The organism is Paenibacillus pasadenensis DSM 19293 (genome assembly GCF_000422485.1).
GTDB classification, from domain to species: Bacteria; Bacillota; Bacilli; order Paenibacillales; family Paenibacillaceae; genus Paenibacillus_O; species Paenibacillus_O pasadenensis.
In genome coordinates, this window is sequence record NZ_KE383848.1 from 137,010 (window position 1) to 150,536 (window position 13,527).

Sequence of the window (13,527 nt, forward strand, 5' to 3'; positions counted from 1 at the left end):
GGACCTCCATCCATGTCCGTAGTCCCGACCCGCCGTCTGACCGCCGCCGCGCTCGCCTCCGCCCTGCTGGCCGGAGCCGCACTGTCCGGTCCGGCCGGAGCAAGCGCTTCGCCGCTCGCTGCTCCAGTCGCTGCCGCCGCTGCCAAGCCGCTGCCGCCATTCGCTGGAGCGGCCGTCGCTGCGCCTTCGGCGAAGCTGTTCACGTTGGCGTCCGGCGTCCTGCCCGGCGCATCGTCCGCGACCGCCGCTCCGGCTCCGCTGGCGGCCAAGCTGTACGCTTCCGTGCCGCTGGCCGCGCCTGCGGCCGCCGTGCCGTACGCCTCCGCCGCCGCTTCGGCGACGATCCTGCTCGACGGCTTCCCGCTCGCTTTTCCCGCGGCGCCGCAGCTCGTGAAAGGCACGACGATGGTGCCGTTCCGCGCCATCGCCGAAGCCCTGAACGTGCCGGTCGTCTGGGACGCCAAGGCCAGGACCGTCACCGCCGTCAAGCCGCTGGCGGACGGCAGCCGGCGCTCCGTGCTGCTGCGCGTCGGCAGCAAGCAGGCGCAGCTGGACGGCCAGGCGGCCGCGCTCGCCCAGGCCCCGGTGCAGAGCGGCGGCAGCGTGCTCGTGCCGCTGAGCTTTTTCAGCAGCGCCTTCGGCGCTCAGGTGAGCTGGGACGGCGCGGCCAAGACCGTCCGCATCCTGTCGCCGGCCGAGCGCGTCTACGTCAAGGGCTATTATGCGATCAGCTCGTTCTCGCAGGTGAAGGTCCTCGACCGCTTCGACTCGGTCGCCTTCGGCTGGGGGCGGATCGGCGAGGACGGCAAGCTGACGCTCAGCGGCAAGGACTTCTACTGGCCGAGCGCGAGCGGCGCCACGACGCCCGAGAGCATCGTCGCGGACGCCTCCGCGGCGGGGGTCAATACGCAGTTCATGGTGTTCGGCGCCGACGGGCGAGGGGAGCTGACCAAGCTGCTGGGCGACCCGGCGCTGCGGACGGAGGCGATTCGGAGCATCGTGTCGACGGCTTCGATCGGCGGCTTCCGCAGCATCGCGCTCGACTTCGAGGGGCTCGGCCTGACCGGCGACAAGGCGGCGGCCAAGCAGTCGTTCACCCGCTTCGTCACCGACCTTCGGACCGCTTCGCAGGAGGCGGGGCTCGGCCTGTCGCTGGCGCTCCACCCGCTCAACGGGGCCTTCGGCGGGTATGACTACAAGGCGCTGGCCCGGCAGACGGACGAGATCGTCATCATGGCCTATGCGTACGAAGGGGAAAAAGGTCCGGAGCCGCTCGTCCGCGTGGACGAGGCGATCCGGCTGGCGCTGAAGGAGACCGACCGCAGCAAGCTGCTGCTCGGCATCTCGATGGGCAGCGAGACGGCCGCCTCGCTGCGCGGGCCGGCCGGGCTCGCCAAGCGCTACGGCCTCAAGGGCATCGCGCTCTGGCGCCTCGGCGCCGGACTCGTCGACGCCGGCTCGCTCCGGGCGCTCGAAGGCACCGTGCAGCTGCGCAAGCCGGTGGAAGGGTAGGCGCGCGGCAAGTCTGCTCGAGCGGCCCGTCCTTGCCCGGCTGCCCCGGGCGGCGCAAAAAAAAAGGCTTTCCCTCGGCGGGAAAGCCTTTTTCGCGCTTCTCAGCTCTTGTCCTCGACCAGCGCGAGATGGTGGCCTGCCGGCGTTTGGACGATGGCGAACCATCCGGTATCCGGGATGTCCGTTTTGGGCATCAGCACCCGGCCGCCGCCCCTTACGGCTTGCTCCAGCGTGGAGTCGAACCGGTCGGCCTTGAGGGAGAAGTTGGGCACGACGGACTTCCGGTACCCCTCCCGGACGGCGGCTTCCTCCAGCTTGCTCGCATCCATGAATCCGATCGAAAGGCCTTTGGCATCGGTGAGCGAGGTGTAGGTGTCGGACTCGAAAGCGACGTCCATAGGGAGCAGATCGGCGAGAAAGGCAAGGTCCTTCCTGCGGCTGTCGCCGTCGGCAAAGGAGAAATCAAGAATGGCTAGATGGGACATGGTCGTACCTCCTTGAAGGGAATGGGGATGAACCTAAAGAAACCGGGTATCCGGGACGGGGCGGACTCAGCGCCGAGACCGGGCGACCGGCACCAGGACCTCGGCCCGACGATGCCCTCCCGGTACCGGACCGCCGGGCGAGGGCAGGTAGCGTTCCAGCTCGGGACCGCCGGCATGCTCCCAGTCGGAAGAGGGAAACCAGCGTCCGAACGCGTCCTCCCAGACGCCGCGCACCGCCCTGCGCAGCTGCGGCGGAGATTCGGCCTCCACGGCGAAGACGGCATGCAGCCCCGGAGGAAACGCGCGTGAGACCAGCCCCGGCGGCGGCGCGTCCGGTCCTTGCGCCTCTATGCCATGCAGGCGCGTGAATGCGGACGAGCCGGCCTGAAGATCGGCGTAGACGACAAGCTCGGCCTGCCCGTCCGCCTGCTGCAGCAGAGCGGACAACGCCTCGGAAGCGCGCCGGCCGGCTGCCTTCTCCGTTTCCTCGAAGCTCTGCAGGCGCACGGCCTCTCCGATCCAGAGGAAGCCGGGCCGCTGCTCGATGCGCGGCTCGGGGCAAAGCCGGCTGCCGCTCCGTTCCGCCAAGCGATGCAGGTCAAGCGCCGGAAAGGGAGGCGCTTCGCGCCCTTGCCTGCGGAACTCCCGGGGAGCGAGGCCGTACCGGCGCTGGAACGCGCGGCAGAACGTCTCATGGGAGTTGAAGCCGGCGGCGAAGGCGATGTCCACGATTTTTGAGCCGCTCCGGACGAGAGCCTCCGCAGCCTGGCTCAGCCTGCGCTTGCGGACATAGTCCATGACGGTCTCCCCGGAAGCCTCCTGGAAGACGCGGTGAAAATGGTAGTCGGAAAATCCGGAATAGCGGGCCAGCCCGGACAAGGTCAGCGGCTCGTCCAGGCAGCGCTCGATATGATCCACGGTCCGCTGCAGGCGACTCCAGTAGGCTTCGGACATCGGCGGCACCTCCTTGCTTGAGCAGGATACGGCCTGCTAGACCAGCATAACGGCTTCCCGCATCCCTTTCTTGACGATTCTTGCGGGATTCCGAGTCATCGCCTTGCCCTCATCGTTCCAATCCCGGCGATGCATGATTCGAGCCGTGCTCCTGCGGATCCGTTCCCTTCCGCGCATTCGCGGGGCGGAGCAGGAGGATGGTAGAATGGACAGAGAACCAAAAGGAGGCCTCCCGTCCATGCAAGAAGCCGCATCATCGCCGCTTGACGGCTCATCCCGCCGCTCGAGCCGCTCATCGGAAGGCAGCGCGCCGCGGGCCGGCTGGCGCGACTTCATCCGGCTCATCGCCGAGACGAAGCCGCCGCGCGGGCTGTCCGCGGCCGCGCTGGCGCTCAGCCTGCTGGCTACGATCGCCGGGCTGGTCGTGCCGCTCGCCACCAAGCAGTTCATCGACGGCTTCAGCCTGAGCGAGCTGAAGGCCGGCCATATCGCGCTGCTGGCCGTCTTTTTCCTGCTGCAGGCCGCCGGCGGGGCGTACTCCAGCTACCTGCTCGCGCGCATCGGCCAGCATGTCGTCGCCCGCCTGCGGGAGCGGCTCTGGCGCAAGCTGATGGCGCTGCCCGTGCCGTACTACGACCGCCACCAGACCGGCGAGACGGTCAGCCGCATGACCAGCGACACGCTCGTCGTGCGCGGCCTCATCACCGACCATCTCGTCGGCTTCGTCACCGGGCTCATCTCGGCGGCGGGCGCGCTCGTCCTGCTGCTGCTGCTCGACTGGCGGATGACGCTCATCCTGCTCGTCGCGATCCCGCTGCTCGCCGGCATCATGGTGCCGCTCGGCATCCGCATGCACCGCATCGCCAAGGCGACGCAGGACGAGACGGCGGGCTTTTCCGGCCATCTCAACAACGTCGTCTCCGAGGTGCGGCTCGTCAAGGCGTCCGGCGCGGAGCAGCGGGAGCTGCGCGAAGGGCTCGCGGGCATCCGCCGCCTGCAGGCGCTCGGCGTGCGCGAAGGCGCGACCGGCGCGCTCGTCGGGCCTTCGATCTCGCTGACGATCATGACGATGCTCGTCGTCATCATCGGCTACGGCGGCGTGCGCGTCTCCTCGGGCGCGATTACGGCGGGCGACCTCGTCGCCTTCATCCTGTACCTGATGCAGATCATCCTGCCGCTCAGCCAGGTCGCCGTCTTCTTCACCCAGTTCAACAAGGCGATGGGAGCGACCGAGCGCATCAACGGGATGCTCGCCGAGCCGGAGGAGCGGTTCGGGCAAGGAGCGGAGCTCGGCCGGGCCGACCGGCCGATCGTCGCGGCTGGGCTCGGATTCGCCTATGCCGGGGGAGAGCCGATCCTGAAGGACATCGGCTTCACGCTGCAGCCGGGGCAAGTGACGGCGATCGTCGGGCCGAGCGGAGGCGGGAAAACGACGCTGTTCTCGCTGCTCGAGCGGTATTACGAGCCGACCGAAGGAACGCTGCGGCTCGGGGAGCAGCCGATCGGCTCGTACTCGCTGGCGAGCTGGCGCGCGCGCATCGGCTATGTCGCGCAGGAAAGCCCGCTGATGGCCGGCACGATCCGCGACAACATGACCTACGGCATCGAGCGCGACCCTTCGCTGGAGGAGCTGCGCGAGGCGGCGAGGCTCGCCTATGCGGACGAGTTCATCGACGCGCTGCCGGACGGCTACGATACGCAGGTGGGCGAGCGCGGCATCAAGCTGTCCGGCGGCCAGCGCCAGCGCATCGGCATCGCCCGGGCGCTGCTGCGCGCGCCGGACCTGCTGCTGCTCGACGAGGCGACGAGCGCGCTCGACAGCCAGTCCGAGATCGTCGTGCAGCAGGCGCTCGGCAACCTGATGGAGGGCCGGACGACGGTCGTCATCGCGCATCGCCTGTCGACGGTCGTGGACGCCGATCAGATTCTTTTCGTGGAGAAGGGCCGCATCACCGGGAGAGGCACGCATGAGGAGCTGCTCGCCTCGCATGCGCTGTACCGCGAGTTCGCCGAGCGGCAGCTTCGTACGGCAGCCGATGCGGGCGGCGGGCGGCAAGAGCAGGCTTAGGCGCGCGGGAACGGCCGCCGCCGGAGAGGGCGGATCGGCCCCGCAGCCGAAAGGGCTGAAGCCCGGTTGACCCTTTTTCAACAAGATTCTATACTTAGGGCATCGCCATCAGGCCAGGGAGGAAGGCCTGGGCACGGCCTATCGCCAGGAACCAGCTGAGGCGGCACGACCCGCCGAAGAAGACAGAGAGACCCGGACCCCCGGGAAGGATAGAGAGGACTCATCCTCCGAGCGTCGGAGGAGAGGGGAGGAGATTGGATATGCCGATGATTTTCAGCGAGGAGGACCTGCAGCGGATCGGCGAGCCGCATCTGCACGGGCCTGAAGCCGCCGGCTTGGCGGAGGCGGCCGGGGAAGCGCTCCGCGGCGGCGTGTCCGGCATGGCCGTGGAGGCTCCGTCCGCATGGCCGCGATCCGAATCGTCGCCCGCTGCCGGCGCGCTGGGCGAGCGCGAGCTTCATGAAGCGCCTGCCGAAGCGGGGCCGATCCTATGCGCCTCGACCCGCCGCATCGTGCTCATCAGCCCGTATCCGAATCTGCTGCATGAGCTGATCCGCGACCTGTCGGCCGCCTGCTACGACGTGCTCGTGTTCCACCGCGTGGACGATCTCGTCCTGCACAGCCTGCAGGCGGACCTGTACCTGCTCGACGCGGGGGCGGCCAACGTGCTCGGCTCGGACCCGGGCTTCCGCACGTTCATCGCCGACCCGGCCAAGCGCCGGCGGACGCTGGCGATCAAGCCGCAGCGGGGCCAGGCGGCCTACGGCGGCAAGGCCGCCCGCCAGGCGGCGGAGTCGTGGCAGCTCGCCGCCGCCGCTCCGCATGAGATGCTCGAGCGAGTCGGCCAGCACCTGCTGCGGGAGCTGTCCGCGGAAGCGGCGGACGAGGGCATGCCCGGCTTCAAGGACCTGGTCATCGACACGAAGCGCATGGCCGTCTTCCGCTCCGGCTCCCGGGTCGACCTGACCAAGACGGAATACGAGCTGCTGCTCCACTTCATCCAGGCCGAGGGCGCGGTGCTCACCCGCGACCATCTCATGGAGGAGATCTGGGGAGCGGCGTTCTTCGGCAACAGCAACGTCGTCGACGTGCATGTCAAAAGCTTGCGGCGCAAGCTCGGCGACAGCGCCGTCCGCCCGAGCTACATCGAGACCGTGCGCGGCGTCGGCTACCGGCTGGCGGACTAGCGTCCGGCCGCTCGCGCCAGGCATAAGGACGGCAAGCAAAAAGCGCCTCTATCTAAGGCGCTTTTTTTGCATGTCCGATTCGGGCCTGCCGGGCTGGACGGCGGCGAGAGCATCGTTGAGCGGCACATGGACGACTGCCGTCACCAGGAACGAGCCGATCAGATAGAACAGGGAGCCCGTAAGCGCGAGCGCCGTGCCCGGTTCGCCCCAGCGGAGCAGCGATTGGACGGCGAGGATGACGCTCAGCAAGGTTGTTCCCATGAACACGCCCAGGAAGAGCGGATTCAGCACATGGATGTTGATCGACTGCATGGACGCCATGCCTTGGTGGGACGGGAGCTTGGACAGAGCGGTCATGACGAAGGCCGAAAAGGCGAAGAATAGGCCGGCGATCAGCCCGGAGCCGAGCGCGGACAGGAAAACGAATGCGTTCATCAAGCGGATCAAAGCGGGTCCTCCTCGTTCGTCGAATGTCGTCATCGTTCCAGCCACCAATTCGGCGAAGGCGGATGCGATTCCTTCCGGCCCGAGGGATGGGACCGGTTTGCCGGCTCGCCGCCACGGGTAAGAAGGAGAACTACTGCCCTAGCGGGCAGGACGGAGGCGTTGGAAGATGGGAATTGCAACGGGATTGATCGGCTACGGGCTTTCCGGCGCGGTATTCCATGCGCCGCTGATCGCGGCGGAGGAGGGCCTGACGCTGACCGGCGTCGTCACCTCGCAGAAGGAGAAGGTGCTGGAGGACTACCCGGAGGCGCAGGTCCATGACGATGTCGAGTCGCTGCTCGCGAGCGGCGTCGAGCTGGTCGTCGTGGCCAGTCCGAATACGTTCCACTACGAGCATGCCCGCAGCGCGATCCTTGCCGGCAAGCATGTCGTCGTCGAGAAGCCTTTCACCAACACGTCGAAGGAAGCGGAGGAGCTGATCGCGCTTGCGCGCGAGAAAGGCGTGCTGCTGAGCGTGTTCCACAACCGCCGCTGGGACAATGACTTCCTCACCGTCCAGCAGGTGCTCGCCTCCGGCGGCATCGGGCGCGTCTCCGTCTACGAGGCGCATTACGACCGCCACGCGCCCGAGGTCGAGGTCGAGACGGCGTGGCGCGACCAGCGGCTGCCGGGCTCCGGCATCCTGTACGATCTCGGCTCGCATCTGATCGATCAGACGGTGCAGCTGCTCGGCATGCCGGAGAGCATCTGGGCCGATCTGCGGCTGGACCGGGAGGGAGCGGTGACGGTCGACTATTTCCACCTCGTGCTCGGCTATCCGCAGTCGCGGGCGATCCTGCGCGCCGGCACGCTCGTGCGCCAGGCCGGTCCGCGCTACATGGTGCACGGGGAGCAGGGCAGCTACATCAAGTACGGGCTCGATCCTCAGGAGGACCAGCTCAAAAGCGGCCGGCGTCCCGGTGACGAAGGCTGGGGCGCCGACAAGCCGGAGTGCTACGGCGAGCTCACGACGGCCGTCGGCGAGCTGACCGTGCGCACGAAGGTCGACACGCTGCACGGCCGCTACGAGGACTTCTACCGCGGCATCGCCGAGGCGATCCAAGGCGGCGCTCCGGCGCCGGTGCAGCCGGAGGACGCGCTCGGCGTCATCCGGCTGATCGAGGCGGCGCGCCGCAGCGCCAAGGAGAAGCGCGTCATCGAGCTGGCCGAGGACGCGGTCATGGCTTGACGGCGCGCGTGCCGCGGAGGCGAAGGTTCCGTGCGGCGCGGCTGAGCGAGCGCCCAGCGTGAGCGGAGCCTTTCGGCAAGAGGATTCGGCAAAAAGGCTGCCCCGAGGTCCGGCAACGGACCTCGGGGCAGCCTTTTTTTCAAGCCGATCTTACCTGGCCCCGGCGCCGCGGCGCGCGCGCTCGCGGGCGGCGAGCAGCCGGGCCCGCTGCGCGTCCGGCTGCCGCTGCGCCTGGCCGGCGCGCAGCAGCAGCGCGAGCGCGCCGGCCGCCGCGGCGGAGGCGGCCATGACGCCGAGGAGCAGCGGCACGGAGCTGCGCAGCAGCAGCGAGGCGACAGGCGGCCCGGCCGCCACGCCGACGAAGCGCATGCTGCTGTAGAGCGAGGTGATCGTGCCGCGCTCCGCTTTGGCGATGCCTTCGGTCAGGAAGGCGTCGAGGCAGGGCAGGGCGGCGCCGATGCCGAGGCCGGCGGCGCTCAGGCAGGCGACGCGCGCTGCCGTCGCCTGCAGCGGCAGGCAGGCGGCGATGCCCGCCGCAGCCAGGAAGCAGCCGCCGGCGATGGTCCATTTCATCGCCGGCTTGTGCTTGCCGATCGCCTTGCCGGCGGCGAACGAGGCCGTGCACAGCACGGCCAGGGGGATGGCCAGCACGAGCCCTTTGCGGATGCCGTGCAGGCCGTGTTCTTTTTCCAGCGTCTCCGACAGGTAGAACAGCAGGCCGAACAGGATGAACATGGCAAGGCCGCCGATCAGGAAGAGGGCGGTCAGCCAGCGCGCGCCCGAGCGGTACAGCCGCCATGCCTGGGCGAGGAATTCGCCGGCGGGCGGAGGCGGCTTCGACGAACGGGCGGGCACGCGCACGAGCGTGAGGAGAAGCAGCAGGGAGACGGCGCACAGCGCCGGAATCGACCAGAACGGCGCCTGCCAGGCGAGGATCGCCAGCGCGGAGCCGAGAATCGGGCTCAGCACCTTGCCGAACGTATTGGCCGTCTCGATCAGGCCGAGGCCGGCGCTCACCTGCGCCTCGCTGCGGAACATGTCGCCCACGAGCGGCAGCACGATCGGCATCGCGCCGGCCGCGCCCATGCCCTGCAGCAGCCGGCCGGCCAGGATCCAGCCGTAGGCGCCGTCGCCCGCGCCGGTCCAGGCGCCTTCCCAGCCGCCCGCCCAGCCGCAGATCGCGCCTCCCGCCCCCGCGAGGATGAGGCTCGGGACGATGACCTTGCGCCGGCCGACGCGGTCGGACAGATAGCCGGCGATCGGGATGAGCAGGATCGCCATGACGGAATAGACGGTGATGAGCAGGCTGGATTGCAGAGGCGTGATGCCGAGCGCGGCCTGGATGCCAGGCAGCACCGGGATGAGCATGGAGTTGCCGAGCGTCATGATGAGCGGCACGGAGGCGAGGGCCAGCAGCGCGGCCTTCTGCCCCCGCGCTCGGGATGACAGACGTTTCAAGCGAGCCACCGGCACCTTTCTCGTCCAAAAATGCTTGCCCGCGAGTCGCGAGGAGGCAAGGAACGCCTTGCTTACTATGCGGCTCGCGGTCCCGTTTCATACGGCTTGGCCGTCTGCCGAAGCTTGGGGGAATTGGCGCTCGTACAAGCTCCGGTAGCGGCCGGCGGGAGAGGCCATCAGCTCGTCATGCGCGCCGCTCTCGACGATGCGTCCCGCCTCCAGCACGACGATGCGGCTCGCGCTGCGGACCGTCGACAGCCGGTGCGCGATGACGAGGCAGGTGCGGTCCTTCAGCAGAGCGCCGAGCGCCTCCTGGATGAGCGCTTCGGATTCGGTGTCGAGCGAGGCGGTCGCCTCGTCGAGCACGACGAGCCGCGGGTCCGCGAGCAGCGTCCGGGCGATCGCGAGCCGCTGCTTCTGGCCGCCGGAGAGGCGCACGCCGCGCTCGCCGATCTCGGTGTCGTAGCCCAGCGGCAGCGCCTCGATGAAGCCATGGGCGAAGGCGGCCTCGGCGGCGGCGACCATCTCGCGCTCCCCGGCGTCCGGCCGGCCGTACAGCAGGTTGTCGCGCACGGTTCCGCTGCGCAGCATCGTCTCCTGCGTGACGATGCCGATCTGGCGGCGCAGCGAGGCCTGCGCCACGTCCCGCACGTCCTGGCCGTCGACAGCGATGCGGCCGTCCCATACGTCGTAGTAGCGCAGCAGCAGATGGGCGATCGTGGACTTGCCCGCGCCGGACGAGCCGACGAGCGCGGTCGTCCGTCCCGGCTCGAGGCGCAGGCTGAAGCCGTCCAGCAGCGGCGCGTCCGTCCCCGGCTCTCCATAGCCGAAGCGGATCCGCTCGAAGCGGACCTCGCCTTCGCCGAGCCGAAGCTCGCGGGCGCCGGGACGGTCGCAGACGTCCGGCTCGGCGCTCATCGTCTCGACGATCCGGTCGTACGCGGCCGCGGACTGCTGGACCGTGCTCATGAGGCGGCTGAAGCGGCGGACCGGATTTTGCAGCAGCCTCAGGTAGGCCAGGAAGGCGACGACCTCGCCGGCCGTCATGTCGCCGCGCATCGCCTGCCACGAGCCGAAGGCGAGCACGAACGCCATGCCGGCGTACTGGAGCAGGTCGATCGCCGGTCCGAACAGGGCCGAGAAGCGGGTGGCGGCCAGATTGGCCTCCTGATTGGCCCGGCCGAGCTCGGCGAAGCGCTCGTTCTCGCGCTCCTCGGCGGCGAACGCCTTGACGAGGCGGACCTGCGAGAGGCTGTCCTGGAGCTGTCCGCTCATGTCGGCGACCGTGTCCTGCACGCGGCGGTAGCTGCGGCGCAGCCGGCCGCCGTACACGCGCGCCGCCAGCAGCATGAGGGGGAACAAGGCGAGCAGCGCCGCGGTCAGCCGCATGTTCTGATGAAGCATGAACGCCGCGATGGCGGCGAACGTGACGGCGTCGGTCAGGATGCCCATCGTGCCGGCGCTGACCATCTGCTGCAGCTGGTTCACGTCGCTCGTCAGCCGCGACATGAGCTCCCCGGTCCGCCGCCGGTCGAAGAAGGCCATGTCGAGGCTCTGGAGATGGCGGAACAGCGACGTGCGGATGTCCAGCACGGTCCGCTGACCGGCCTTGGCGAACGCGTAGCTGCTGACATAGCCGAAAGCGCCGAGCAGCGCCGCCGTCGCCATGATGCCGCCGGCGAGCGGCAGCAGCATGGCGTAGTCCCGCTCGGGAATGATATGGTCGATGGCATGCTGCGTCAGCCGCGGGATGACGAACTGCAGCGCGGCGATGCAGCCGGTGGCCGCCCAGGCGCCCAGCAGCAGCGGCCACTGGCCCTTGATGGACAGGAACAGCCGGCGGAACATCGGCCAGAGGGGCGCTTTGGCCGCCGCTTCGGCTCGCGGACGCTTCGGCGCGGATGGGGTGGCTTGGCTCATGCGGCCTCCTGTCTGCGCAGCAGCCGCCTTCGCGCCTCTGAGAGGGGCGGGGCGGCTGCCGGCGCGGCTTTAGTGGATGATGCGGCTCTCTCGCGCCTTGGCGGCGAGACGGGCCGCGATGCCGTTCAGGCGGCGCTTCAGCAGCAGGCCCGCCGCCAGCGCGGCGAGGCCGAACGCGAGCAGCAGCAGCGCGTCGCGAAGCGCCGCCTCCGGCAGGATGCCTCCGACCGCTTCCCGCAGCAGGCGGGAGGCATAGGTGAACGGCAGGAACGGATAGACGGCCTGGAAGACCGGATGGGTGAGCTGGATCGGGAACGTCCCGCCGGAAGCGGCCAGCTGCAGGACGAGCAGCACGATGGCCGCCGCCTTGCCGACGTTGCCGAGCAGCGAGACGAGCGTGTAGACGATCGTCATGAAGACGAGGCTGATGCCGAGCGAGCCGAGCACGAACAGCAGCGGAGAGGCGGCGTCGACGCCGAGCAGCAGCAGGTCGCCGAGCGCGGCCAGCAGCGTCTGCAGCAGTCCGACCGCCGCGAACGTGAGCAGCCGGCCGACATAGGCCGAGCGCGCCCCGGGAGCGGGCTCGCCCGGCTCCAGGTGCACGTCCGTGCTCAGCATCGAGACGAGCAGGAGGGCGCCGACCCAGATCGAGAGCACGGTGAAAAAGGGCGTCATCGCCGCGCCGTACGTCGCGATCGGGTAGAGCCGCTCCGTCTTGATCTCGACCGGCTTGGCCAGAAAGGCGGCCTTGCGCGCATAGTCGCTGCGAAGCAGCCGGATGGCGTCCTCCAGGCTGCCCTGCTCGCGCAGCTCCCGCAGCTTGGCGGCGAGCCGGGCGATGCCGCGCTCGGCCGCAGGCAGCTCGGCCGACAGCTCGCCGAGCTTGCTCTTGCCGAAGGCGACGCCGCGCTCCGCCTCGGCCAGCAGCGCCTCGGCCTTGGGCAGCTCCGCGGAGGCGAGGGCGAGCGCGGCAGATGCTTCGCGCACGGCCGTCTCGGCTCGCTGCGAGGCCGCCTCGATGCGCGGCAGGAGCTCGCTGTCGAAGCGCTCCAGCAGCCGCGCCGGCGTCTGCCCGGCGAGCTCGGCCGCCTTGGCGGCGCGCTCCGCCAGCCCGGCCTCTGGAGCCGCGCCGGCCGCCAGCGCTCCCGCCGCGCCGAGCAGCGGCTCCGCCGTGCCGGCCAGCCTCTCGGCCAGCGCGCCGGCCTCGCGTCCCGCCGCGGCGAGCGGCCCGGAGCCTCCGCCGCTCTCCAGCCGCGGCAGCAGCGCGGCGAGCGCCTCCGCGGCGGCCCGGCCGGCCTCCGCCTGCTCCGCCGCCGCCCGCAGCCGCGCGGCCGCCTCGGCCGTGCGGCCCTGCGGCTCGGCCGCCGCGCGCAGCGCTGCGGCGGCGTCCGCGAGCGGAGCGGCGCTCTGGCCGGCCAGCAGCAGGCTCTGCCGCACGGCCGGCGCGAGCGCGCGCCGCAGCTCGGCGCTGCGCTGCAAGTAGCGCTCGGCTCCCGCCGCGGCGGGCCCGCCTTTCGCGGCGAGCCCGCGCAGCAGCGGCAGCGCCTTTTGCGCCGCCGCCGCGACTTCCGCGGCGCGGTCCAGGTCCTTGCCGGCCCGGACCGTCGCCTGCCGGATCTGCGGCATCTCGCGCTCCAGCCGGTAGACGAGCTGCTCCGTCCTTTCCAAGGCCGGGCGGTCCCGCGCCAGCTCGCCGCCGATCCGGTCGAGCAGCCGGAACAGCACCTCGCTCACCGTCCCGGTGAACTGCTCGTTGAACTGCTGCAGCATGCCGCTCGCGCCGGAAGCGGTGATCTTGGGGGCGATGGCGTTGAGCTTGTCGTTGACCCGATAGAGGATCTCCGCCCGCAGCGGCTCGGCGTCCAGCACCGTCGAGAGCTTCTCCGAGAAGTCCTCCGGAATCGTCAGGCTGGCGTAATACGTCCCGTCCCGCACGCCGGCCAGCGCCGCATCGGCGGAGACGAAGCTCCAGCCGATGGCGCGGTTGCCGCGGAGCGCCTCGACGATCTCCCGGCCCGCTTCGAGCCGGTCGGGAGCGCCGGCCGTGGCGGCCGGCTTCAGCTCCTGGCCCCGGTCGAGGTCGACGACGGCGAGCGGCAGCCGGCCGGTGCGGCCGTACGGATCCCAGGAGGCCAGGATGTTGAACCAGGCGTACAGAGACGGCAGCAGCGCCAGCCCGGCGATGATGACGCAGGCGGTCCAGCTGCGGCCGATGCGTCTCCAGTCGTCCGTCGTGATGCGCCAGGCTTCCTTCATGGGCGGATCGCC

General features: G+C 70.1%; 10 protein-coding genes. 4 read left to right on the forward strand and 6 right to left on the reverse strand.

All coding sequences use genetic code 11. The features are described from left to right. Window positions 1–12: 12 nt before the first annotated feature. Window positions 13–1,512, forward strand: coding sequence for a stalk domain-containing protein (locus H582_RS0113260; protein WP_084137235.1), 1,500 nt, complete (start codon window positions 13–15; stop codon window positions 1,510–1,512). A gap of 101 nt (window positions 1,513–1,613) precedes the next feature. Here the strand turns inward: H582_RS0113260 and H582_RS27485 are convergent, their stop codons facing one another. Beyond that, on the reverse strand, window positions 1,614–1,997 hold the full coding sequence (locus tag H582_RS27485) for a VOC family protein (protein WP_043111312.1): 384 nt from the start codon (window positions 1,995–1,997) through the stop codon (window positions 1,614–1,616). Window positions 1,998–2,063: 66 nt separating this feature from the next. Next, entirely contained in the window at window positions 2,064–2,951 is an 888-nt protein-coding gene (locus tag H582_RS30120; RefSeq protein ID WP_052333228.1) for an AraC family transcriptional regulator, read from the reverse strand. A 238-nt stretch (window positions 2,952–3,189) separates the two neighbouring features. On the opposite strand from H582_RS30120, the gene H582_RS27495 reads away from it, so the two are divergent. Both H582_RS27495 and H582_RS27500 read left to right on the forward strand, forming a co-directional pair. After that, on the forward strand, window positions 3,190–5,019 hold the full coding sequence (locus tag H582_RS27495; protein ID WP_084137237.1) for an ABC transporter ATP-binding protein: 1,830 nt from the start codon (window positions 3,190–3,192) through the stop codon (window positions 5,017–5,019). Between the two features lie 260 nt (window positions 5,020–5,279). Continuing rightward, window positions 5,280–6,206, forward strand: coding sequence for a winged helix-turn-helix domain-containing protein (locus H582_RS27500; protein ID WP_052333229.1), 927 nt, complete (start codon window positions 5,280–5,282; stop codon window positions 6,204–6,206). Between the two features lie 48 nt (window positions 6,207–6,254). Here H582_RS27500 and H582_RS27505 read toward each other — a convergent pair whose 3' ends face one another. Then, window positions 6,255–6,653, reverse strand: coding sequence for an anthrone oxygenase family protein (locus tag H582_RS27505; protein WP_240479019.1), 399 nt, complete (start codon window positions 6,651–6,653; stop codon window positions 6,255–6,257). A 166-nt stretch (window positions 6,654–6,819) separates the two neighbouring features. Between H582_RS27505 and H582_RS0113295 the strand changes: the two genes are divergently transcribed. Next, window positions 6,820–7,881 (forward strand): oxidoreductase, encoded by a 1,062-nt coding sequence (locus tag H582_RS0113295; RefSeq protein WP_028598904.1) that lies wholly within the window; start codon window positions 6,820–6,822, stop codon window positions 7,879–7,881. A gap of 150 nt (window positions 7,882–8,031) precedes the next feature. Here the strand turns inward: H582_RS0113295 and H582_RS27510 are convergent, their stop codons facing one another. From H582_RS27510 to H582_RS0113310, 3 genes are all read right to left on the reverse strand, one after another. Beyond that, entirely contained in the window at window positions 8,032–9,339 is a 1,308-nt protein-coding gene (locus tag H582_RS27510; RefSeq protein WP_240479020.1) for an MFS transporter, read from the reverse strand. A 96-nt stretch (window positions 9,340–9,435) separates the two neighbouring features. Continuing rightward, window positions 9,436–11,259, reverse strand: a complete 1,824-nt coding sequence (locus tag H582_RS0113305; RefSeq protein ID WP_052333230.1) for an ABC transporter ATP-binding protein — start codon at window positions 11,257–11,259, stop codon at window positions 9,436–9,438. 69 nt (window positions 11,260–11,328) lie between these two features. Next, entirely contained in the window at window positions 11,329–13,515 is a 2,187-nt protein-coding gene (locus H582_RS0113310) for a YhgE/Pip domain-containing protein (protein ID WP_028598906.1), read from the reverse strand. Between the last annotated feature and the right edge of the window lie 12 nt (window positions 13,516–13,527).